This is a genomic window from Polyangium sp. 6x1 (assembly GCF_029946515.1).
In the GTDB taxonomy this organism is placed as follows: Bacteria; Myxococcota_A; Polyangia; order Polyangiales; family Polyangiaceae; genus Polyangium.
Genome location: NZ_JARZHH010000006.1, coordinates 1 through 23242, shown reverse-complemented (window position 1 = coordinate 23242; position 23242 = coordinate 1). Strand labels below are relative to the sequence as shown.

General features: G+C 69.7%; 21 protein-coding genes. 16 read left to right on the top strand and 5 right to left on the bottom strand.

Features of this window, described 5'->3' with window-relative positions:
• Positions 1 to 13 precede the first annotated feature (13 nt).
• Positions 14 to 1195, top strand: a complete 1182-nt coding sequence (locus tag QHF85_RS08650) for a type 1 glutamine amidotransferase domain-containing protein (protein WP_281326613.1) — start codon at positions 14 to 16, stop codon at positions 1193 to 1195.
• Here QHF85_RS08650 and QHF85_RS08645 read toward each other — a convergent pair.
• A complete protein-coding gene (locus QHF85_RS08645) occupies positions 1154 to 2401 on the bottom strand; it encodes a ferritin-like domain-containing protein (protein WP_281326612.1) in 1248 nt (415 codons plus the stop codon). The two genes, QHF85_RS08650 and QHF85_RS08645, sit on opposite strands and share 42 nt — an antisense overlap.
• A gap of 100 nt (positions 2402 to 2501) precedes the next feature.
• Between QHF85_RS08645 and QHF85_RS08640 the strand changes: the two genes are divergently transcribed.
• From QHF85_RS08640 to QHF85_RS08615, 6 genes are all read left to right on the top strand, one after another.
• Positions 2502 to 2981 carry a hypothetical protein gene (locus tag QHF85_RS08640; RefSeq protein WP_281326611.1) on the top strand — a complete coding sequence of 160 codons (480 nt, stop codon included), beginning with the start codon at positions 2502 to 2504 and terminating at the stop codon, positions 2979 to 2981.
• 82 nt (positions 2982 to 3063) lie between these two features.
• Positions 3064 to 4251 (top strand): imelysin family protein, encoded by a 1188-nt coding sequence (locus QHF85_RS08635; protein ID WP_281326610.1) that lies wholly within the window; start codon positions 3064 to 3066, stop codon positions 4249 to 4251.
• A 5-nt stretch (positions 4252 to 4256) separates the two neighbouring features.
• Entirely contained in the window at positions 4257 to 5648 is a 1392-nt protein-coding gene (locus tag QHF85_RS08630; RefSeq protein WP_281326609.1) for a di-heme oxidoredictase family protein, read from the top strand.
• On the top strand, positions 5645 to 6784 hold the full coding sequence (locus tag QHF85_RS08625; RefSeq protein WP_281326608.1) for an imelysin family protein: 1140 nt from the start codon (positions 5645 to 5647) through the stop codon (positions 6782 to 6784). Before QHF85_RS08630 ends, QHF85_RS08625 begins: the two co-directional genes overlap by 4 nt.
• Positions 6771 to 8180, top strand: coding sequence for an HTTM domain-containing protein (locus tag QHF85_RS08620; RefSeq protein WP_281326607.1), 1410 nt, complete (start codon positions 6771 to 6773; stop codon positions 8178 to 8180). Before QHF85_RS08625 ends, QHF85_RS08620 begins: the two co-directional genes overlap by 14 nt.
• A 39-nt stretch (positions 8181 to 8219) precedes the next feature.
• Positions 8220 to 9311 carry a M28 family peptidase gene (locus tag QHF85_RS08615; protein ID WP_281326606.1) on the top strand — a complete coding sequence of 364 codons (1092 nt, stop codon included), beginning with the start codon at positions 8220 to 8222 and terminating at the stop codon, positions 9309 to 9311.
• Here the strand turns inward: QHF85_RS08615 and QHF85_RS08610 are convergent.
• The 3 genes from QHF85_RS08610 to QHF85_RS08600 form a co-directional block, all read right to left on the bottom strand.
• Positions 9296 to 10018, bottom strand: a complete 723-nt coding sequence (locus tag QHF85_RS08610) for a hypothetical protein (RefSeq protein ID WP_281326605.1) — start codon at positions 10016 to 10018, stop codon at positions 9296 to 9298. The genes QHF85_RS08615 and QHF85_RS08610 overlap by 16 nt on opposite strands.
• Positions 10019 to 10102: 84 nt before the next feature.
• Complete coding sequence (locus QHF85_RS08605; protein WP_281326604.1) at positions 10103 to 11422, bottom strand: hypothetical protein; 1320 nt, start codon at positions 11420 to 11422, stop codon at positions 10103 to 10105.
• Positions 11423 to 11433: 11 nt separating this feature from the next.
• Positions 11434 to 11781: a hypothetical protein gene (locus QHF85_RS08600; RefSeq protein WP_281326603.1), complete on the bottom strand. Its 348-nt coding sequence runs from the start codon at positions 11779 to 11781 to the stop codon at positions 11434 to 11436.
• 182 nt (positions 11782 to 11963) lie between these two features.
• Between QHF85_RS08600 and QHF85_RS08595 the strand changes: the two genes are divergently transcribed.
• The 7 genes from QHF85_RS08595 to QHF85_RS08565 all read left to right on the top strand — a co-directional run bounded on the left by QHF85_RS08595 (position 11964) and on the right by QHF85_RS08565 (position 19340).
• On the top strand, positions 11964 to 12827 hold the full coding sequence (locus tag QHF85_RS08595; protein ID WP_281326602.1) for a class I SAM-dependent methyltransferase: 864 nt from the start codon (positions 11964 to 11966) through the stop codon (positions 12825 to 12827).
• Between the two features lie 98 nt (positions 12828 to 12925).
• Complete coding sequence (locus QHF85_RS08590; RefSeq protein ID WP_281326601.1) at positions 12926 to 14140, top strand: cytochrome c peroxidase; 1215 nt, start codon at positions 12926 to 12928, stop codon at positions 14138 to 14140.
• 40 nt (positions 14141 to 14180) lie between these two features.
• On the top strand, positions 14181 to 15629 hold the full coding sequence (locus tag QHF85_RS08585; protein ID WP_281326600.1) for an adenylate/guanylate cyclase domain-containing protein: 1449 nt from the start codon (positions 14181 to 14183) through the stop codon (positions 15627 to 15629).
• Positions 15630 to 15880: 251 nt separating this feature from the next.
• Entirely contained in the window at positions 15881 to 16066 is a 186-nt protein-coding gene (locus QHF85_RS08580; protein WP_281326599.1) for a hypothetical protein, read from the top strand.
• Between the two features lie 18 nt (positions 16067 to 16084).
• The gene (locus QHF85_RS08575) at positions 16085 to 17695 is read left to right on the top strand and encodes a right-handed parallel beta-helix repeat-containing protein (RefSeq protein ID WP_281326598.1); all 1611 of its coding nucleotides are present in this window, start codon (positions 16085 to 16087) and stop codon (positions 17693 to 17695) included.
• 179 nt (positions 17696 to 17874) lie between these two features.
• Entirely contained in the window at positions 17875 to 18285 is a 411-nt protein-coding gene (locus tag QHF85_RS08570; RefSeq protein WP_281326597.1) for a hypothetical protein, read from the top strand.
• Between the two features lie 131 nt (positions 18286 to 18416).
• Complete coding sequence (locus tag QHF85_RS08565) at positions 18417 to 19340, top strand: SDR family oxidoreductase (protein ID WP_281326596.1); 924 nt, start codon at positions 18417 to 18419, stop codon at positions 19338 to 19340.
• 342 nt (positions 19341 to 19682) lie between these two features.
• Here the strand turns inward: QHF85_RS08565 and QHF85_RS08560 are convergent, their stop codons facing one another.
• Positions 19683 to 20240 (bottom strand): DUF2231 domain-containing protein, encoded by a 558-nt coding sequence (locus tag QHF85_RS08560; RefSeq protein WP_281326595.1) that lies wholly within the window; start codon positions 20238 to 20240, stop codon positions 19683 to 19685.
• A gap of 164 nt (positions 20241 to 20404) precedes the next feature.
• On the opposite strand from QHF85_RS08560, the gene QHF85_RS08555 reads away from it, so the two are divergent.
• Complete coding sequence (locus QHF85_RS08555; protein WP_281326594.1) at positions 20405 to 20962, top strand: hypothetical protein; 558 nt, start codon at positions 20405 to 20407, stop codon at positions 20960 to 20962.
• Between the two features lie 107 nt (positions 20963 to 21069).
• Complete coding sequence (locus tag QHF85_RS08550; RefSeq protein ID WP_281326593.1) at positions 21070 to 23112, top strand: cation:proton antiporter; 2043 nt, start codon at positions 21070 to 21072, stop codon at positions 23110 to 23112.
• The last annotated feature ends 130 nt before the right edge of the window (positions 23113 to 23242 follow it).

Here is a 23242-nt window from a genome sequence, read left to right as displayed (position 1 = left end):
GAGAGGAGTGACCATGCGAGCAATCGTGAGGCGAGGATTGTGGACGGGCGCCGGCCTGACGGCGGCGACCGCGACGGCCATGATGAGCTCTTCGGCGATCGAGCGGGGCTCCCCGTGGGCGGGGCTCAACGCGATGGCCACGGCGGCCGTGCCGACGCGGCGGGTCGGCGCCGAGTTCCAGCGCGGCGTCACGCCCCTCGGGTTCCTGCTGCTCACCGGCGGCCTGCTCGGCTGGGGGCTCGCGTATCAAGGGTTGATCTCCCGGGCCCGTCCCGAGCGGCAAGGGAGCCTGCTCCTCGCCAGCGCGCTCTCGGCCCTCGGTGGATATGCCTTCGACACCCTGGTGATGCCCGACCGCCTCGTCCCGAACTTCCGCCGGGCGATGGGGAGCAAAGGGACGCTCGCCAAGTACGTCGCCCTCGGGCTCGCGAGCTTCCTCGCGGCGCGCCCCGTGCGGCGTCGGAGGCTCGCGGGCCGGAAGATCGCCGTGCTCACGGCGGACGGGTTCGAGCAGGTCGAGCTCTTCACGCCGGCGCGGGCGATCGGCGCCGAGGGCGGCGAGGTCGAGGTGCTGTCGCTCCGGCCCGGGAAGATCGTGGGGATGAACGTCGACGTCCCGGGACGGAGGGTGCGCGTCAAGCGGACGATCCGGGAGGCGGATCCGGGCGAATACGACGCGCTCTTCGTGCCGGGCGGCTTCATCGCGCCGGATTTCCTGCGGCAGAGCCAGGAGGTGCGGGAGTTCGTCCGGGCCTTCGACGCGGCGGGCAAACCCATCGGCGCGATCTGCCACGGGGCGTGGGTGCTCGCGTCGGCGGGCATCCTGCGCGGGCGGCACATCACGTCGTGGCCCGGGATCCGGGATGATCTGGTGAACGCGGGGGCGACCTGGCGCGATGAGGCGGTCGTGCGGGACGGCAACATCATTTCGAGCCGCGGACCGCAGGATCTGCCGGTGTTCACGAGCGCGCTCGTGGACTTCTTCACCGGCTCGAAGCCGACGCCCGAGCGGCCGTGGGCGCCGGCCGCGTCGTCGCCGCAGCGGAGCGCGCCGCCGGCCATGGCCCTCGCCGGCGCCGCGCTCCTGCCGAAGGTGGCCAAGGCGCGCAGCGTCCTCGGCCTGACTGCGGCGTTCGCCGTGGGCCTCGCGGCGCTACCCGCGCTCCGCGCGCTCCTGGCTTTCCGGCGCGCTTAGGCTCCCGAGCAGCGCCGCCGCGGCCGGCTGCACCACCTCGGCGAGCGCTCGCTCCATCGAGGCCCGCAGCGCGGCCGCTTCCGGCCGCCCGTGGGCTTCCAGCGCGCCGGCACCGCCTGCCTGCACGTCGAGCGTCGCGCCCGCGGCGAACGCCTCCGCGAAGGCTGCCCGGACGGCTCGCGCGACGGACGCATCCCCGCTCCGGAGCGCCCACGCCACGGCCCGCCAGGCGAGCTCGGCGTGCTTCGCCTCGTCCTCGGCGATGGCGGCGAGCGCCTGCCGCGCGGCCGGATCCGTCGCCCGCGCGGCTTGTTCGGCGGCGAGCAGGCTGGCGAGCGTCTCGCCGATGCAGCCTTCCCGCACCGCGCGCGCCGCCACGTCCGCGAGGTCGGCGCTCACCGGGAGCGAGCCTCCGGCGAACGGGAACGCGCCCGGCCCGATGGGCTCCCCGGCGTAGGCCGATGCCAGCGCGAAGGCGAGGCGCGCGTGCCGGACCTCGTCGAGCGCCGCCTCGTGCGCGCGCTCCACGAGCTCGGCCGGCGCTCCCACGGCGAGCAGCTCCAGCGCGAACCGACCGAACGAGGCGATCGAGGCGTGCTCGAGCAGGCCGTCGCGGGTCCAGGCGGCCGCGAGCAGGGCGCGCTCGTCCGGGGACAAACCGGTGAGATCGGGCGCGGGGAGGGCGCTTTCCATCCAGGTCGATCGTGCTCTCGTGCGCGACGCCGCGCGGGCGCGGCCTTCCACGAGGAAGGGCCGGCCGACGCCGCAGGTCGTGACGTCCATCTCGTAGCAGCACTCGCCATTCGCGAAGGTCCCGTCGGTTTTCACCACGGCGCCGCACGAGCTGGGGCCGCCGGCCTCCACGTACATCAGCGCCGCGTCCTTGGGCGGGCAAGGGGGCACCATCGAGCCGCCCGCGCCGCCGCTCCCGCCCGCGCCGCCGCTCCCGCCCGCGCCGCCGACGCCGCCCGCGCCGCCGCTCCCGGCTTCTGCTTGAGGCCAGGCGAAGCACTCCGTGATCGTCTCGACGACGGAGCCGCCGCCGAACCCGCCGTTGCCGGCGCCACCCTGGCCTCCTTGACCTCCCGACCCCGGCGTCTCGACATCGTTGCCGCAACCCTGCGCGCCCGCTGCGCTGATCCCCGCGAGCGCCACACCGAGCAATTGCGCCGCGAGCCGGCGCCGGAACTGGTAAGAACGATCCATGACTCCTCCTTCCGCGCGCCGACACGGACGCGACCCCGGCTGGGTATCACGAGTCTTCGGCCGCACGGATGCACCAATTTTGCGAGATACGATCGCGCCTATGCGGCTCTCCCTCGTCGCCCGCGCCGCGGCCTTCCTCGCGCTCGCCTCCGCGCCCGTCCTCGGCTGCAGCTCGCTCCCGGACTCCGCGGTCGGCGTGCTCGAGGGGGCCGATTCGTTTCAGGTCCTCGCGCTCGAACCCGATCACGGCGGCGAGCCGCCGCAGGGCGCCGAGACCTTCCACGGCTACCAGGTCCTCGCGAAGGGCGACGTCGCCGATCCGAAGACGCGCGAGCGCATCGTCGACATCGTGAATGCCGGCGTGCGCAAGGGCGGCACGCTGGCGAAATGCTTCAACCCGCGCCACGGCGTGCATGCCGTGCGCGGAGGACGCTCCGTCGACCTCGTCATCTGTTACGAATGCTCCGCGCTCGAGGTCGTCGAGGACGGCCAGACCAAGACGCTCCCCACGGGCGACGTCCAGGCGGACCTCGACGAAACCTTCCGCGCCGCAGGCGTCATCCGCCCCGCCGGTCCCTGACGCGGCAGCCCCGTTGCCGCTTGACAGGTCTCGGTCGTCTGTGACAAGTGAAAGTCACTTTCATTTTCTGGAGTACGGAGACATGATCAAGCCTACGCTACGCATTCTGCAGTCCGCGGCCTTCGCGACGGCCGTGTCCGGGCTGCTCACCGGTTGCGGATCGGACCCGGTGTCGGGCCCGAAGCCGCTCTCGGAGACCGCGCCGCCCGTCATCGAGGCGTATGCGAACCTCGTGAACGGCTCGTACGTCGAAGCCATCGACGAAGCGGCGTCGCTCAACGCCACGCTCGCGCAGTTCGTGGCGGAGCCCTCGCAGCAGAGGTTCGACGCCGCGCGTGAGCAGTGGCTCCTCGCGCGCGATCCGTACGGCCTGACCGAGGCCTTCCGCTTTTACGGCGGCCCCATCGACGACGACGACGGCCCCGAGGGCCGCATCAATGCCTGGCCGATGGACGAGGCGCACGTCGATTACGTGGCGGGCGATCCGAACGCGGGCATCATCAACGATGCCATGACCTATCCGACGATCGACGAGACCATGATCGCCGACCAGAACGAGAACCCCGGCGAGAAGGACATCTCGACCGGGTACCACGCGATCGAGTTCCTGCTCTGGGGCCAGGACACGAATGCCGAAGGCCCGGGACAGCGCCCGTACACCGATTACGTGGTCGACATGGGCACGGCCGCGAACCAGGAGCGGCGCGGGCAGTACCTCCTCGCGGCAGGGAAACTCCTTTTGCAGGACCTGAGCTCGGTCTCGGCGGAGTGGGCGCCCGAGGGCGGCGCGTACCGGGCCACGTTCGTCGCGCTCCCGCCCGAGGAGGCGCTGCGCCGCATCCTGCTCGGTATCGGCAGCCTGAGCGGCGCGGAGCTCGCCGGCGAGCGCATGCAGGTCGCCTACGACACGAAGGAGCAGGAAGACGAGCACTCCTGCTTCAGCGACAACACGCACAAGGATCTGCTCAACAACGCGCGCGGCATCCAGAACGTCTACCTCGGCCGCCGCGGCCAGATCGACCTGCCCGGGCTCGACGATCTCGTGCGCGAGCGTGATCCGGCGCTCGACGCGCGGCTGCAGGAGGAAATGCAGGCCAGCATCGACGCGATCGAGGACATCGGCAAGCCGTTCGATCAGGCGATCCTCGGCGCCGACACCGCGGCCGGTCGGGTCAAGGTGAAGAAGGCGATCGACGCGCTCCGCAAGCAGACGACGACGATCGTCGAGGTCGCGACGCTGCTCGGCATCACGCTCAACATCGAGGAGTGATCGTCATGCGATGGCCTGTGTTTCCCGTCGTCTTCGTGGTCCTCGGTTGCGGCGCGGAGGCCCCGCCCGGACAAACCGGCCCTTCGGCCGAGCCGGGGGAGGAGCTCTCCGGCGGCGAGACCACCGTCCACGACACCTCGAAGAACGCCTATTCGCTCTCGGCGCGCAACATGACGCCGGAGCGGCGCAGCGCGTTCTTCGTGGGAAACTCGTTTTTCAAGGAAAACTGGGTCATCGCTCCTTCCTCCACCGAGGGGCGGGACGGGCTCGGGCCGCTCTACAACGCGCGCTCGTGCTCGTCCTGCCACCTCCTCGACGGCCGCGGCAGCCCCCCGGACGATCCGGCCGAGCCCCTGGTCTCGGTCCTCGTCCGACTCAGCGTCCCCGGCGCGGACGCGCATGGCGGCCCCGCGCCCGAGCCCACCTATGGCGGCCAGCTCCAGCCGCGCGCGATTCCCGGCGTCACGCCCGAGGGCGACGCGTTCGTCGCGTATGAAGAAATGCCCGGCTCGTTCCCGGACGGCGAGACGTACAGCCTGCGAAAGCCCGTCTATACAATCGCCCAAGGGCGCGGCGACATGCAGCCGGACACGTTGACCTCGCCGCGCGTCGCGCCTGCGATGATCGGCCTCGGCCTGCTCGAGGCCGTCGCCGAGGAGGACATCGTGCGGGCCGAAGATCCGGACGACGCCGACGGCGACGGCATTTCGGGTCGAGCGAACCACGTGTGGGACGCCGCGGCCGGGGCCGTCGCGCTCGGCCGATTCGGCTGGAAGGCGAACCAGCCGACGCTCGCGCAGCAGACGGCGGGCGCGTTCCTCGGCGACATGGGCATCACCACGTCGATGTTCCCGAACGAGGAGTGCACGGACGCCGAGGCCGATTGCAAGGCCGCCCCGACCGGCGGCACCCCCGAGGCGAGCGCCAAGATTCTGACGGACGTCACGTTTTATTCGACCACCCTCGCGGTCCCCGCGCGACGTGACGTCGCCGATCCCGTCGTCCTCGCCGGCAAGAAGCATTTCCTGGAGCTCGGCTGCGGCAAATGCCACACGCCCGTCTTTCGCACCGGGACCTTCGACGGCTACCCCGAGCTCTCCGGCCAGACGATCCGGCCGTTCACGGACCTCCTCCTGCACGACATGGGCGATGCGCTCGCGGATGGCCGGCCCGATTTCGAGGCGGACGGGCGCGAGTGGCGGACGGCGCCGCTCTGGGGCCTCGGGCTGCTCCAGGTCGTCAATGGCCACCAAAATCTGCTACATGATGGCCGCGCGCGCGGCTTCGTCGAGGCCGTGCTCTGGCACGGCGGCGAGGCGGAAGGCTCCCGCGAGGCGTTCCGCGCCCTGCCGGCCGAGGATCGCCGCGCGCTCGTTCGGTTCCTGGAGTCGTTATGAGCTTGTCCCCGCCCGCGTTTCCTTCCCGGTCCTTGCTCGCCCTCACCCTCACGCTCGCCCTCGCGGCGGCCTCGTGCGAGACGCCGACCGCCGACGACACGGCGCAACGCGCGGTGATGCACGACCTCGCCTACCAGGTGATGCTCCCGATCTACGGCGAGCTCGAAAAAGAGGCGCTCCCGTTGCCTCCCGCGGTCACCGCGTTCTGCGACGCGCCGACGGAGGCGACGCTCACGGCCGCGCAGGCGGCGTGGCGCGCGGCGCGCGTGCCGTGGAAACACGCCGAGGCGTTCCGGTTCGGGCCCGTCGAGGACCTCCGCATCGGCAGCGCCCTCGATTTCTGGCCCGCGCGCACCGACTCGATCGAGTCCGCGATCACCGACGCGCCCGAGCCCGTCACGGCCACGCACATCGCCTCGCTCGGCGTGAGCACGAAGGGCTTGCCGGCACTCGAATACCTGCTCTTCGATCCGGCGGGCGGCAATGCAGCCGTCCTCGCGTCCCTCGGGGGCGCGGACGCGACGGGGAAGAAGCGCTGTGCGTATGCGCGCGCGCTCGCCGACGCGATCGCCGCGGACGCGACGACGGCCGGGGACGCGTGGAGCCTCGAGGGCGGCGCGTTCGTGGATCAGGTCGCGAAGGCGGGCACGGGCAGCACGCTCTTCCTGACGGGGCAGGACGGCATTGCGCGGGTCGTCAACCTGCTCATCTCCACCATGCAGGCGGTGAGCGAAAACCGGGTCTCGGGCCCGCTCGGCGTGGTGAGCGGCGCTGGGCCCGATCCGACCCTCGTCGAATCGCGCTTCAGCGACAACTCGATCGACGACCTGCTCGGCACGCTCCAGGGCGTCGAGGACGTCTACCTCGGCCGCCACGGCGATCTCAGCGGGCGCGGCATCACGGAGCTCGTCGCCGCGCGCAGCCCCGCCATCGATTCCTCCGTCCGCAAAGCCTTCGCGGACGCGAAGGCCGCGATCTCGGCGATCCCCGCGCCGCTCCGCACCGCGATCACGGGTGATCCCGCGGCCGTCACGAAGGCGCAGGACGCATTGCGGGTCGTGCGGCGGGTCCTTTCCACCGACGTCGCAAGCGTCCTCGGCGTCGCCGTCACGTTGAGCGACAATGACGGCGACTGAGGGCGCGCCGCGGGAGAGCCTCGTCGAGAGGCTCTTCCGCCCCGTCGACATCGCGTCCCTCGCCGCGTTCCGCGTCCTCTTCGGCGCGCTCATGCTGGTCAGCGTCGTCCGGTTCTGGGCGAACGGCTGGATCCGCGATTTTTACATCACGCCGCCGCTGCACTTTCACTACTTCGGTTTTTCGTGGGTCTCGCCCTGGCCGAGCCTCGGCATGTACGCCCATTTCGTGGTCCTCGGCCTCGCGAGCGCGCTCGTGATGGTCGGGCTCTTCTACCGCGCCGCGGCGGCCGTCCTGTTCGTCGCGTTCACGTATGTCGAGCTCCTGGAAAAGGCGACCTACCTCAATCATTATTACCTCGTCAGCATCCTCTCCTTCCTGATGATCTTCCTGCCGCTCCACCGGGCGGCGTCGATCGACGCATGGAGAAGCCCGGCGCTCGCGAGCCGGACGGCGCCTGCCTGGGCGCTCTTGCTTTTGCGTTTCCAGATCGGGGTCGTGTACGTCTTCGCGGGGATCGCGAAGCTCGGGCCGGATTGGCTCCTACGTGGTGAGCCGCTCGGGATCTGGCTCTCGGCGCACACCGACATCCCGCTCGTCGGCCCTTTCCTCGCCGAGCGCTGGGTCGCGCGCGCGGCGAGCTTCGCGGGCGCCGCATTCGACCTCACCGTGGTGTTTTTCCTGCTCCAGAGCCGCACGCGGCGGTTCGCCTATGCCGCGGTGCTGGTTTTCCATTTCATCACGGGCATGCTTTTTCCGATCGGCGTCTTTCCGTGGATCATGTCCGCGTCCGCGCTGATCTTCTTCCCGCCGAGCTGGCCGCGTCCGCTCCTCGCGCGGCTCTCGCGCCGGTTTGCCCGTGCGATTCCCGAGGATCTCACCGCCCCGCCGCCCCCGCGTCCGCTCGGGACGCGGCAGCGATGGGGAATCGCGCTCCTCGCGGCGCACGCGATCGTGCAGGTCGCGCTCCCGCTCCGCCATTTCCTTTACCCAGGGAACACGGCCTGGAGCGAGGAGGGCTTCCGGTTTGCCTGGAGGGTCATGCTCGTGGAAAAACTCGGCTTCGTCGAGCTGCGCATCCATGACCCCGCGACCGGCCGGACGATCCGCGCCGAGCCTTCCCGATGGCTCACGCCGCTCCAGACGAAGATGATGGCGCAGAGCCCCGACATGATCCTCGAATTCGCGCACCACGTCGCGGACGACTACGCCGCCCGGGGCAAGCACGTCGCCGTGTACGCGGACGCGTGGGTCACCATGAATGGCCGGCCGAGCCGCCGGATCATCGATCCCAGCGTGGACCTCACGACCGTCCGGGATTCGTTGCTCCCCAAACCATGGATCCTGCCCCTCGACGACAGCGCCGAGGCGGCCGCCACGGCCTCCTCGCAGCATTGATCTGGTGATTCGACCTCGGCCCGGCGTACCCTCTCGCCGATGCCGCGCCTCCCGCTCGCTCTCTCGCTCGTCCTCGCCGCGTGCGGCGCTCCGGCCGCGCCCCCTGCGGCCCCGCCCGCCGCGCCTGCGCCTCCCGCGGCTTCCGCGCCTCCGCCCGCCGCGCCTCCGCCCATCCAGCCTGCTTGCGCCCTCGCGGCCGATCTCCCGCCGCTCCGTCCGCCGCGCCTCGACCTTCGCGCGCCCGAACCTTCCCGGGAGAACGTCCGCGCGTGGGTCGATCTCCTCGCCGATCCCGCTCTCCACGGCCGCGCCGCCGGCTCCGCCGAGAACCGCCGCGTCGCCGATCTGCTCGCGCGCGCCTTGCTCTCCTTCGGCTTTTCCCCGCCCGAAGGCCACGACCCTTGTGTCCCCTTCGAGCGCGGCGGCGTCCGTGATCAGAACGTCATCGCCCACCTCCGCGGAAAAACCCGCTCCGGCGGCCCCACCGTCCTCGTCGGCGCCCATTACGACGCGCAAGGCGAGCGCGACGGCGAAGCATATCCCGGCGCGGATGACAACGCCTCCGGCGTCGCAGCTTTGCTCGAAATCGCCCGCTTGTGTGCTTTGCGTGGGACCGATCTCGACCTCGTCGTCGTCGCGTTTGGCGCCGAGGAGCGCGGCGTGCTCGGGGCGAAAGCTTACGTGGCAGCGCCGACGGTGCCTCTTGCTCGCCTCGCGCTCATGGTGAACCTGGACATGGTCGGCCGGCCCCTGCTCGACGGATCGCCGCTCCGGCTCGTCGTTCCCCGCGCCTCCGAGGCGCTCGGGTTCGTCGTCGGGACGCGGGAGGGGGAAAAGACCCGCGCGCTGCTCGATCGTGCGGCGGCACGCGAGGATCGGCCTTTGTTTGGCATTCCCGAGGCCGCGATGACACGACTCGGGTACGCCTCCGACAGCGTCCCGTTCGGCCCGCACACCCCCACGATTTTCCTCTCCGACGCCGCGCTCGCCGATTACCACCAACCGACGGACACGCCCGACCAGATCGATCTCGACCAGATCGGGCGCGCCGTTCGCCTCACGTTGACGGTGATCGACGAAGTGCGGAAGGAGCGCGATTCAGGGCAAGAGAGCGCCTATTTACCGCCCTGACCCCCGCAGGCAGGCTCGAACGGCAAGGACGCCCCGTCTCCCGCGTTGTTCAATTCATCGAGGACCGCGCCCAGAACCAGGCGGCGCTCGTCGTCGCCCGCGTCGAACGCAACGTCCCCGAGGGCGAGGATCTCGTCCACCGTCTCGAGATCCCCATCGGCGTCGACGTCCGCGAAGATGTAGTTTCCGATGCCGAAGGCCTTTGCGTTGAGCTTCGCCGCGAGGAGCTGGTGGCCCAGGATGATCTGCGCGTTCCCCTTGGGTGGCGTCTTGAAATACGCCTGCACCTCGAGCGACGAATCGAACGTCGTCGTCGCGCCGAGCGAGACCGGCAAGAGCGAGAGCCCACCCACGACGCCATCGATGACGCAGGTGTGGTTTTTCCAGAAGCCCTGCGTCCGCGTGAGGAGCGGAACGTTGCATTCGTCGGGCGGGTCCGTGGGCGGCGGGTCCGTGGGCGGCGGGTCCGTGGGCGGCGGCTCGGAGGGCGGCGGGTCCGTGGGCGGCGGCTCGGTGGGCGGCGGCTCGGTGGGCGGTGGCTCGGTGGACGGCGGGGCAACGAGCGTGGGCGGATCCGCGGGAGCACACGGCTCCGGCACGGGAGTCAGCGCGAACGTGACGCCACGCAGAGGATCGAATGACGCCGGCTCGCAACCGAGGAGAAGGACGAGGGAGGTGACGGCAACGGTCAAGGACGTTCTGCGCATGACGGAAGGATACACCCGGCACGCACCATTAAAAGCACGGAGCAAAATGGGAACGATGGTCAGTGTAATGACCAGGTCTCCATTTCAGGGGGCGCGCCACTCCAGCGCCACGCGCACCCGCGCGCTGTTCCCGTCGTTCGTGCAGACGAACGCGCCGCGGCCGAGGTTTTTCTCGATACATTCGGCCAGCTCGCGGTCGGTCGTCCCGCTGAGGACCTTGCCCGACACGGGCACGCCGTCCTCGCGGACAGCGAGATCGGCCACGATCACGCTGCCGGCGGGGGCCGCGCAACGCGCGAGCGGCGCGGCGAGCGAATCGACGTTCTCGACCACGAGCCGAGTGATCGGCATGTACTGCGTTTTCCCCTCGACCGCTCGCTCGATCGCATGCCAGTCGTCCTCGGCGTGGAGGTTCGTACTGGCCTCGATCACGCGGATCTCCGGCCGCTGCTTTCCAGACAGATCCGGGGCCTCGTACCGCACGCGGACCGTGCGTCGTCCGGGCCGCTTGCCCATCGCCGCCGAGCCGACGAGCGCCTGGCACACGCACGCCTCGCGCGCTCCGTCGCGACCGTCTCGTACGTCGAGGTTTTCCATTTCGCAATATCGTCCACCCGCGTCGCCCTGCAGGAGGAAATCGCGGCTCACCTCGTCATCGCCCGAGAAACACGCGGCGAGGCCGGCAACGCGGTCCTTCCAGTCGGCTGATCCGGGATCACAGCTGCCGTAGCGTTTTTCCTCGCAGAGCGTGATCGGTCCTTCGCGGAGCGCGGCCGCCTCGCTCGCCCGTGCCCCGAGGCCGCCGACGGCACCGACGTCCTCTCTCCGGACCATCGACGCGAACGCAAAGCGATACCTATCCACGAGCCCGAGCCGCGGATCCCAGGGCCCCTCGAATGTCACGCCGGGGTCACCGCCGCCGCGCGACACCAAGTTGATCCAGAGCACCTCGTCACGTCCTCCGCGGCCCCCCATGACATGCATCACGTCGGTCGTCATCCAGCCCTCGTCGTGAGCGCGCCGCGACACGGACTCGTACTCGTAGGCGCAGCGATGTCCCGTCTTCTTGGACAGGGGCTGCAATTTCGAATCGATCGCGGCCGGCGCGAGGATCAGGTAATCGGGCGCGACCCGGGCGAGGTGCGCCGCAAGCTCGGCGCGCAGGGCCGCGCGTTCGGCGCGGAAGAGCTGGTCGTCCTCGAGCGGCAGCACGGCGACCTCGGGCCGATGGGCCGGCGCCTGCGGAAGCGCGGCGGCCGGCGCGGGCGGACGCGGTTGGGGCGCGACCACCTGCGGATCCGAGACGATGGTCGCTTGCAGCGGAGATTGAACGGCGCAGGAGACGCTGACGAGCGCGCCCCCGAGAGTCACGAGCGCGGCGCGCGGGCGGGCGGACGTCTGCATGGGAAAAACCTTCAATCGATGGTCATCGTCAAGGTTTGTCCGATCACGTGACACTCGTCGGCGGTCACCGTGACATTCGCCGTCTTCGTCGCGGCGTCGCGCGTCGCGGTGATCACGAAATTGCCCGACTCTTCCACGCCGCAATCGTAGGTATTCTCCACGACCTGCTCGCAGGGCTTCGCGGCGCCGCCGTTCACCGTGTACGTGAGCTCGGCGTCGGTGACGGGGGCTTCGGTGCTGTCGACGACGGTGACCGTCACGGAGACGGCCGCAATCGTGGTGCAGGCGACCTCGTCGGAGCTACAGGCCGCGAGTGGGATCAGGCAGAGCGAGAGGAAGGGCGCGAGGAGCGAGCGCATGGTCGACGCCTTTACCGAGCGCCCGCCGGCCGGGCAAATTCTCGGCGGAGGCCGCGCGCCGCCCGCGGGTGTGCTCCTTGCTGGTGTGCCTGTGATGCTCCTTCCGCGCACGCGAGCCCTCGCGCGGCGGCGCGCGGCGGAGGCGCGTCGCTGGCCCATTCGATACCCGAGGAGAGGAGCTCATGCCGAAGCGAATGCTCATTCCGTACCTCGCACTTTGCCTCCTGCCGGCGGCTGCGCACGCCGAGGGCGCGCGCAAGCCCAGCGTCGAGCGCGTCGCGCAGCAAGAAGAGACCGTCCAGAGGGACGTCCCCTTCGTGCCCACGCGCGAGGAGACCGTGGCGCGAATGCTCGACATCGCCGGCGTGACCAAAGACGACGTCGTCTACGACCTCGGCAGCGGCGACGGTCGTATCGTGGTCATGGCCGCGCAGAAGCTCGGCGCGCGCGCGGTCGGCGTCGAAATCGACCCGGCGCGCATCCGGGAGGCGAACGACAATGCCAGGAAGGCCGGCGTCACGGGCCGCGTCGAGTTCCGAGAGGAGAGCCTCTTCGGCACGGACATCAAGGACGCGACCGTGGTGACGATTTACCTCTTGCCCGAGGTCAACCTGAAGATCCGCAACAAATTGCTCACCGAGCTCGCGCCCGGCGCGCGCATCGTCTCGCACGACTTCGACATGGGGGAATGGCGGCCCGACCGGAAAGAGAAAGTCGGCGACGACACGATTTATTTGTGGGTCGTCCCGGCCAGCGCGGAGGGCACGTATCGTTTGACGGTCCCGACGGCCCAGGGCGACGTCCCGGCCACGCTCACGCTCGATCAAAAATTCCAGGACGTGAGCGGCACGCTCCAGATCGGCAATCGACGCTTGCCGCTCGCGGAGGTGACGCTCCAGGGGCGCGCATTGAGCTTCCGCACGGCCGAAGGCCCCGAGCTGCAATTCCGCGGGCAGATCGACGGGACACGCATTCATGGGATCGTGCTGCCGAGCGGCGGGCCCTCCCGCGCCTTCACCGCGCAGCGGCAAGCGGCGACGCCGTGACGATCGCCTCCCGCGGTCACGCCCGATTCTCCGTTGGCACCTGATTTGCTCTGCCTCGCCGTCGAGCTTTTCCCCCTGGCGACGACGAGAGGTGCCTTGTGCGCAAGACGACGACGATGGGCTTGATCACCTTGACCTGCATGGCTGCCCTTGCCGCGTGCGAGGGCCCCGCCACCGAGACGCCCGATCCCATCGATCCGCCGGTGACGACCGACGACGGCCTCGATCTCCCGGAGACCCCGTACAACTACGCTGCGATCGATCTGCCCGCGCATTTCCAGGGCCAGCTCGCGCAGGATCAGGACAACATGCCCCCGGCGAACCCCATCACCGACGACGGCGCGACGCTCGGCCGCGTGCTCTTCTACGACACGGCCCTTTCGAAAAATGGCGCCGTCGCCTGCGCTTCCTGCCACAAGCAGGAGGACGCCTTCGCCGACACGACGCGCCTGAGCCTCGGCTTCGAGGGCGGCGAGACCGGGCGCAACTCGATGAGCGTCGCCGATGCGCGTTACTACCGAAACGGCCGCTTCTTCTGGGACGAGCGCGCCGCCACGCTCGAAGATCAGGTGCTCCGCCCGATCCAGGATCCCGTCGAGATGGGCCTGACCCTCGACGAGCTCGTCGCGAACGTCTCGGCGAAGAGCTACTACCCGGTGCTCTTCGAAAAAGCCTTCGGCGACGCTTCGATCACCTCGGACCGCATCTCGTGGGCCCTCGCGCAGTTCGTGCGCTCGATCGTCTCGTATCGCTCCCGCTTCGACGAGGGCATCGAGGCCGCGGGCGGCAACATCGCCGCCGATTTCCCCACGTTCACGCCCGAGGAGAACGCCGGCAAAACCCTCTTCCTCGGCCCCGCGGGCGGCTGCGCCGCGTGCCACCTCGACGACGGCCCGCCCCACCCGCCGCCGCGCCACAACAACGCCTTCTTCTTCATCGCCGTCCCCACGAACAACGGCCTCGACGCGACCACGGACGTCGATGACAACGGCGTCGGCGAAATCACGGACAACCCGCAGGACAATGGCCGCTTCAAGTCGCCCTCGCTCCGCAACGTGGCGCTCACCGCGCCGTACATGCACGACGGCCGCTTCGAGACCCTCGACCAGGTCGTCGAGCATTACAACTCCGGCGTGAAGCCGCACCCGAACCTCGATCCGCGCCTGCGCGTCCAGGGCTCGACCGAGCCGCGCAAGTTGAACCTCACGCCCGAGCAAAAGGCCTCGCTCGTGGCCTTCCTGAAGACGCTCACCGACGAGAAGCTGCTCGTCGATCCGATGTACGCGGATCCCTTCGAAAAGGCCTCGCCCTGAGCGCTCGCCGCGCCGCGGGGAGCTGGTAGGATCGAGCGGCATGACGCCCTCCGACCTCTCCCCTCGGCTCGACGTCCTCCGCGGCAAGGGCCGATTCTCCGCGCGCACCCTCGACGATTTCGCGGCGTACGTCACGAGCGCGCCGGACGAGGCCCTCTTCCGCATGAGCCCTCTCCGGTACGCGGCGAGCCACGGACTCGACGAGCAGGAGGGCATCGAGCTTTTCCTCCACGCGACGCACGTCGGCATCCTCGACTTCGCCTGGGGCATGCTTTGCCCCGGCTGCATGGCCTTCCTCACGACGGCCGGCGGATTGCGCTCGCTCCAGTCGAAGCACTGCAACTTCTGCAACCTCCACCTCGACGGCTTCCTCGACGACCGCGTCGAGGTCGCGTTCACCGTGGCCCCCTCGGCGCGGCGCATCCGCTTCCACGCGCCCGACACCGTGGATCTGCGCGAGGACGCCATCCGGCTCTATTTCTCGTCGAGCGTCGCCCCCGCGTCGCGCCCGCACCACGCGCTCGGCGAGAGCATCCTCGCCGCGGGACGCGTGCTCCCCGGCGAGGCCCACTCTGCCTCCGTGGACTTCGCCGAGGCGGGGCAGTTCGTCCTGCTCGCGCCCGCGGGCCACGTCGCGGTGTACGTCCGCGCGCAGGCGGGCGGCGCGCGCGAAGCCTCGTTCGATTTGCTCGATGGCCGCGCGATCCCGGCCCGCGTCGACGTCGGCACGGGCCGTGTCGATCTCCGCATGCTGAACCGCACGACCCACGCCGTGGGCTATTTCGTCGCGCCGGTCGGCAACACCTGGCCCGATCCTGCCGAACCAGGACGACCCCTCACGCACCCGCTGCTCCCGTACCTCACCGGGGCGCGCCTCGTCTCGTCGCAGTCGTTCCGCGACCTCTTCCGCGCCGAAAGCATCCCCTCCGAGGGCGGCCTCGAGCTCAAGCGCGTCACCGTGCTCTTCACCGACCTCACCGGCTCCACGGCCCTCTACGAGCGCGTCGGCGACCTCCGCGCCTACGACCTCGTCCGCAAGCATTTTTCGGTGCTCCGCTCGATCGCCGCGGCCCAGGGCGGGGCCATCGTGAAGACCATCGGCGACGCCGTCATGGCGAGCTTCGCCGAGCCGATCCACGCGATTGGCGCCGCGATCCTGATGAACCGGGCCATCGCCGAGCTGAAGGAGGCGGATCTCCTGCTCAAGATCGGCCTGCACACGGGCCCCTGCATCGCGGTCGAGCTCAACGAGCGGCTCGATTATTTCGGGCGCACCGTGAACATCGCGGCGCGCGTGCAGGGCCTCGCGCGGGCCGGGGAGATCGTCTGCACGAGCGAGGTCTTCGAGGCGCCCGGGGTCGCTCCTGCGGTGGACGCGGCCGAGCTCGTCGCCGCGCACGCCACGGCGCCGCTCAAGGGCATCGCGGGCGAGGTGGCCGTCGTGCGGATGGTGCGGGCCGGGGCGGAGGCGCCGCTGTCCCTTCCGTGACGCGCCTCGGATGGAGGTTCCAGCCTCCATGCCTGGAGGCTCGGACCTCCATCCTCCGCCTCGGGCCTTCTTCCACGCGAGCGCCGGACCCCACCCGTACCGGCGCTCGGTCTTGTCCGGGTCGCCGTTGATTTGCTCCAGAAGGCTCTTGACGCTGCCCTTCTTTTTTTCTTTGAAGAACCCGTCGAACTTCGTGCTGTCGCTCTTCGCGCCTATTGGCGAACGCTTGTCGTGGCAAGAGCGAAATTTTCGTGGGCGGCCGCAATCGCAGCTTCCAGCGCTCCACCGACGGGGGACAGACCTGGACCGACGAGCTCGCCGCGCAAAACATGTGGACGAAGAATGATCTCAGCACGGTGGAAACGATCTTCGTCCTGCCGACCGGCGAGGGCGTATACGCGCCGATCCTCACGGGCACCTTGTTTCGCCGCCGTTGATACCGTTACCCTGGGGGCATGCATTCCACGCTCCACGCTCGCACCTCGATCGCCCTCTTTGCCTGCACGGCTCTCTCGCTCCTGATCCTCGATCCGGCCTCCGCGTCGGCCGCCGAATGCGGCTGCACCCACGAGATCATGCCGGGCACGACCGCCGTGAACGGCACGGATCTCGGTGTGAAGCCCGGCGACGTCGTCTGCGTCATGGCCGGCGATTACGAGTTCATCCGCTTCCGCGAGATCCAGGGCACGGCCGAGGCGCCCGTCGTCGTGAAGAACTGCGGCGGCGTCGTCAACGTGCGCAACACGGATCGCGCGTATGCCGTCGATTTCCAGGGGAGCTCCCACCATTTTCATCTCACCGGAACGGGCGAGGCCGGCGTCACGTACGGCTTCCGGGTCAGCGCGCCGGACAAGGAGCCGTATCCGGGCGTGGGCCTCTGGTTCCTCGACAAGAGCACGGAGTACGAGGTCGACCACATCGAGGTCTACGAGACCGGTTTTGCCGGCGTGATGTCGAAGACCGACCCCCTCTGCGACGGCAGCGCCGATCAGGACAAGTTCATCCAGAAGAACGTGCGCCTGCACCACCTCTGGGTTCATGACACCGGCGGCGAAGGGTTTTACGTCGGGAGCACGCAAGGGGCCGGTCACACCATCACCTGCAATGGCCAGCAGGAGGTGCGCATGCCGCATTTCCTGGAGGGCATCGAGATCGACCATTGCCTCGTGGAGGACACGGGCTGGGACGGCGCGCAGGTCGGCATGGCCCGCGAGGGTTGCAGCGTCCACGACAACGTGATCCGCCGCGTCGGCGGCGAGATGGTGCAATACCAGTGGATGGGCCTGCAGATCGGCGGCCCCTCGAAATGCGACATCCGCCGGAACATCATCTCCGACGGCCCGGTGAACGGCATCTTCGTGTTCGGCGCGAACGACACCACCGTCGCCGACAACGTCGTGCTGCGGTTCGGCGAGACGAACATTTACGCGAACATCCAGAACAACCCGGGGCCCGTCGCCTATCGCATCGCCCACAACACGCTGGTCGGCTTCGGCGAGGCCGCGGTGAAGGTCTTCGGCGACAAGATCGAGGGCGCCTTCGCCTACAACAACCTCGTCATCGGCCCGAGTTCCGCCATCGGCGCAGGCAACGACGTCGGCTGGGCAGCCGAGGGCAATCTCTTCGTGCCCACGGTCGCCGAGGCCGGGTTCGTCGCGCCCGACGCGGACGATTACCACCTCACGGAGAGCTCGCCCGCGCGCGGCGCCGGCATCGATCACAGCGCCGACGGCTTTACCGCGGACCTCGACGGGTACCTCCGCGGAAAGCCCCCCGCGGTGGGCGCGTACGAGATCGTGATGGATTCGCCCACGGGCGGCGTGGGCGGCGGTTCGAGCGGTCCGGGCACGGGCGGCGGCGGCGGAGCGGGCGCATCCGGCGGCGCAGGCGCGGGCGCGTCCGGCGGCGCGGGCGGCGCCTCCGCGGACGATCCGGGCTCCGAGGGGGGCTGCGGATGCCGCGTGGCCGGAACGACGGAGCCCGCAGGCAATCACGGCGGCCTCGTGCTCGTGGCCGGCGTCTGGCTCGCGACGCGGATTCGCCGTCGTTTCCGCGCCTCGCGCTGAAGCAGCAGCCTGCCCTGAGCCTGTCGAAGGCGCCATTCCTGGAGCCCGTGGGCAAATCAGGAGAATGGCCTTCGACAGGCCGAAAAACATCTTCCCCCTGTGGACGTCCGGCCGTCCTGGCCCGACGTAGAGCATGCCCGCCCGGGGCTGTCCCGGGCGCAGGGTAGGGGGATGTTACGATGAACCTGACCAAGTCGATGTTCTTCGCCGTGATGTCGCTGGGCCTCGTCGGGACCACCAGCGTGGCCCGCGCCGATCAGGAAGCGAGTATCGCCGAGTCCGTGGGCGCGCTCAGAGACGAGGAGGCCACCGAGGACCGCATCATCACGGAGTCCGACGAAGCGCTGACGAGCCAGCCCGCCGATTACAATCCCTACGATTACGACGCGTACCGTCGCCATGGCGGGCGCAGCAGGTGCCTGGACTTCTGCAGGGAAGAGTACTTCCGCTGTGAGCGGTACGACGATCGCTTCAGGCGCCACGGCTACCCGGGCGACCGCTTCCGCCGCCACGGTCGCTGTCAAAGCGAGTACAACTTCTGCGCGCGGCGCGTCTGTCGTGAGCACCGCTTCGGGGATTTCGGTCGCTGAGCGAACCGAGACGCGCAAGCAGGCTTGAAAGTCGTGAGATCGCCCGGCCCTCGCTCCCACACCCGGGAGCGGGGGCCGCGGCCCCATCGAGGCGGCGAGGTTCATGCCTCGCGCCAGGAGCGGGGATCGATATGGGAGGTTCGAGCGCGCTCAAGGGGTCCGTCGTCGTCATCACCGGCGCATCGAGCGGGATCGGGCTCGCAGCAGTCGAGGCGTTCGCCCGGCGCGGAGCACGACTCGTGCTCGCAGCGCGGCAGGAAGACGCCCTCGCCGAGGCAGCCCGCAGGTGCAAAGCGCTCGGCGCCGAGGCGATCGCCCTACCAACCGACATGACCGACGAGGCAGCCGTGGAGGCGCTCGCGCAGGCCGCGGTCGCCCGCTTCGGCGGGATCGACGTGTGGATCAACAACGCAGCCGTCCTGCTCTTCGGCGCGCTGCTCGACGCGCCGAGCTCCGCGTGGAAGCGGGTCGTCGAGACGAACCTCTTCGGCTACGTCCACGGCGCGCGCGCAGCCCTGCCAGTGTTCCGCGCGCAGGGTCGGGGCATTCTCATCAACAACGCCTCCGGCTGGGGGCTCGTGGGCGCGCCCTTCGTGAGCTCGTACGTCGCGAGCAAGTTCGCAGTCATCGGCCTCTCGGAGAGCCTGCGCCAGGAGCTCTCGGCCGACCCCGACATCCACGTGTGCGTGGTCTACCCACCCGCAATCGACACGCCCATCTACGAGCGAGCCGGCAATTTCACAGGCCACGAAGTCGGCCCCCTCCCGCCGGTCTCCTCGGCAAACGACGTGGCCGAGGCATTCGTCGACCTCGCCGAACACCCACGCCCGCGGCGCGCCATCGGCCCTTCAGGCCTGTTCCTCTACATCGCGAGCCGGCTCTCCCCCGCACTCTCCGCGCGTCTCATGGGCTCTCTCACGCGCCACTTCTCGATCCGCACAGAACCCTGCACGCCAACGCTCGGCAATCTCTTCACGCCCAAAGGACCGCACGCAAAGAGCGGCGGCTTCGATTGGCTCGGTCGGCATCGCCGAGGGAGGGGGCCGATTTTCTGACGTGTTCATCGTGGAGGCGTTTCGCTGGGGCGTTGCCCCAGGCCCCACCCGGGGCTGTCCGCCCCGGGACCCGGACCAGCGCCCGCGCTGGACCGAGGGTCGATGAACTGCGCAATGCGCAGTTCATCGAACAGCCGGGTCAAGATCACGAGCGACCCTGCCCAGCAAGACGGCAGCGCTGATGGTTCAGCCGGCGACGCGGTCCCACTGGCCTGTGGGAAGAACTGCGCATCGCGCAGTTCTTCCCCAAAGGGTCCAGGGCTGGCCCTGGTTCGGGTCGAGGGGCGAATAGCCCCCGCGGGGCCCGGGGCAGCGCCCCGGCGCGGCGCCTCCCTGGGGAACCTACGCCTCCGGATCGCCGCGATCTTCCGAGATTCGCCCTACGCCGGCGCCGTAATGATACGCGAGCTCCCCGCCGAGCCAGGCGCCGACGCCGAGGACCAGGAAACCGAGCGTCGAGACTGCGATCCCTGCGCCGCGGAGGTCCATGGCCCGCAGGATCACCGATCCGAGCATGAGCTTTGTGCTCGCCAGGTTCGACATGGCGTGTACGAATGCCACGCGCCGCGCTTTTCCTTCGAGGAAGCTCCACTCCGTGAGGCCTGTGAGCGCTGCGGGTACGGTGGCCACGAGGCCGATCTGGAATGCGAGATCTGCTCCGCGTGCTGCCCATGTGCTCCCGAGGAGCGACGCGACATCGAGGACGAGGCCTGTCGTGAAGGCTCCGATCGGGATGGGGATCAGCGCTGGGTGTAGCGGATGGCCGAGCCATGATCCGCTGAGCGCTCTTCGCACACGCGGGTGCCGACCGAGGAAACCACGCACGGGCGCTTGAAATACTTCGACGATTTCATCGAGGGGGAGCCGCTCGACGACACGCAGGAGCCATGGCGTTCTCATGCTGCCTCCTTGCAATGCCGCGAAGCAACGCTCGGGCCGCTCGCTGGCCGGATCGTCCCGTCTGGAATTGCGGATGTGATGGGAGAGCGCCCGAAAAGCGATTTTCAGGCGCGAGGCTCCCGTGGTTTCATGGGTGTCGCCAAGCACCACAGGGGAGGGATTTCATGACCACGACGACGTCGGTGATGGATACGGGGGAGCGCGGCGGGAGCGCCGTGCTCGTGCGAAACCTGGACGATCTTGCGAAGCTCTCGAGCGCGGAGCTCGAGCGGCTCTACCGCGGCGCTCCTGCGCCCGTGGGCGTCGAGCGCCTCGTGGGGACACCGAAGGGCCGCATGCTCGCTGTGCGCGGCACCGATGGCACGAGGCTCTTCTCGGCGCTCGCGTTCCTCGCGTCGCGCCGGCGTTTTCCCTGGGATGGCAAGAGCTTCGGCGCGCTCAGCCCGAGCGAGGGAACGGGCATCAACCGCGTCAAGCTCCTCCCGCTCCGGTTCGATTGGTTCCCGTTCCGCACGCGGATCGAGCCTTCTGCGGTCGATGGCCGCCCTTGCGTCTACCTCGACTACGAGCAACCGGGAAATCCCTTCTTCATCGCTCGCATTCGCGACGAGATCCGCGAGGTCGCGCCTGATCTCTGGCTCGGCCCGGCCATGGCGAAGACGAAGAACGGCGCGGTCCACGTGCTCTGGTTCGCCGTCGACTTCGGGCAGCCCTCGTCCTGATCGCGCCCGCGCGAAGCGGCTTGCTTCGGCTCGCGGAAGGGGAGACGATCGAGCGCGCCATTCGTTGGTCGTCAAAACAACTCCGCTCGAGGTAACCTTCCAGTCCGATGGGCCAAATCCCGCTCCTCGACGAGATCGCCGTCATCGCGGCCCTCGGCGTCCTCGTGACCGTCGTCCTCTCGCGCCTCTCGCTGCCCACGGTCGCGGGGCTGCTCTTCTCGGGCGCGCTCGTGGGGCCGTTCGGCTTCAAGCTCGTGCGCTCGATCCACGCGATCGAGATCCTGGCCGAGATCGGCGTCGTCCTCCTGCTCTTCACCATCGGCCTCGAGTTCTCGCTCGCGCGCCTGAAGAGCATCTTCCGCCAGGTCGCCGTCGGCGGGATCATCCAGGTCGGGCTCACGACGGCGGTCGTCGCGCTCGTCGCGAACGCCCTCGGGCAGCCGGCCGGGCGCAGCGTCTTTTACGGCTTCGTCTTCGCGCTCTCCAGCACGGCGATCGTCCTTCGCGCCCTGGCCGAGCGGCGCGAGCTCGACGCGCCGCACGGCCGCTTCATCGTCGGCACCTTGATCTTCCAGGACCTCTGCGTCGTCCCGATGGTCCTCGTCGTCCCCATGCTCGGCGCCGGCGCCGAGGGCGCGAACATGGCGAAGGACATCAGCCTCGCGCTCGGCAAGGCCACGGCCGTCGTCGTCGCGACCATCGTCGTCGCGCGCCTCGTCGTCCCGCGGGCGCTTCGCTGGGTCGCGGCGAGCCGCAGCCGCGAGGTCTTCCTCCTCGCCGTGCTCGCGCTCTGCGTCGGCACTGCATGGCTCACGTCGCTCGCCGGCCTCTCGCTCGCGCTCGGCGCCTTCCTCGGCGGCATGGTCGTCGCCGACACCGAGTACGGGCACCGCGCCATGGGCGACATGCTCCCGCTGCGCGACGCGTTCGTGAGCGTCTTCTTCGTCTCGCTCGGCATGCTCTTCGACCCGCGGATCGTCCTCGAACGGCCGCTCCTCGTGCTGCTCCTGCTCGGCGGCTTCCTCGTCGCCAAGGGCGTGCTCGCCACCATCGCCGCGCTCGCCATGCGCTTCCCGGCGCGCGTCGCCTGGCTCGCGGGTGTCGGGCTCGCGCAGTTCGGCGAGTTCGGGTTCGTCCTCGCGCGGCTCGGCGAGAGCGCGGGCGTCGTCGATTCGAACGCCACGCGCCCGCTGCTCGCGGCGGGCATCGCGAGCATGTTCCTCACGCCCGTCTTCGTGCGCGTCGCGCCGCACGTGACCGCAGGCCAGCGCTTGCTCGCGCCGCTCGAGCGGCTCATCGGCGTTCGCAGCATCGACGAGGCAGACGCGGGCGATGCGCACGGGCTCGCCGACCACGTGGTCATCGTGGGCTTCGGCGTCGCGGGCAAGCTCGTCGCGCGCGCCCTCGCGACGTGCGGCGTGTCCTACGTGGTGCTCGAGCTCAACGCCGAGACCGTCCGCGCCGCGCGCACCGCGGGCCAGCCCGTGTACTACGGCGACGCGACGAGCGAGGAGGCGCTCGGCCACGCCCACCTGGAGAAGGCGCGCGCGCTTCTTTTGCTCATGAACGATCCGCAAGCCGCGCAGCGCGTGGTCGACACAGCCAAGCGTGTCGCGCCTGGAGTGCCGATCCTCATGCGCGCGCATTACCTCCAGGAAAAACCTGCGCTCTTGCGCATGGGCGCGACGGACGTCGTGGCCGAGGAGGTCGAAGGCGGCGTGGAGATCCTCGCGCGACTGCTCCGCTGGCTCGACATCCCGCGCAACGTGATCGACGATCGCGTGGACGAGGCGCGCGCGACCACGCAGACGACGGAGCGCACGAACAAGGTCCCACGGCGGGCGCTCGGCGAGCACGCGGATCTCTCCGAGCTCAAGATCGAGAGCGCCTCCGTGACCGCAGCAAGCGCAGCCGTCGGGCGCTCGGCAGCATCGCTCGGCGTGCGGCGCCGGACCGGTGCCCTCATCATCGCGGTGCGTCGCGGCGAAGCACTCCTCGAACAGATGGATCCCCAGAAGCCCTTCGAGCTCGGAGACATCGTCTACCTCGCAGGCTCCGTGAGCTCCGTGAAGAAGGCCGTCGACCTCGTGAGCCGCCCGCTCGACGAGGGCGAAGCACCGCCAAGCGAGATGCCGATGTCACGCGGGTGAAGCCGCCGCGCCGGGGCGCTGCCCCGGACCCCGCGGGGGCTGTTCGCCCCTCGACCCGAACCAGGGCCAGCCCTGGACCTCTGGGCATCGACTGCGCGAAGCGCAGTCGATGCGGGGAGAGTTTTTCAAG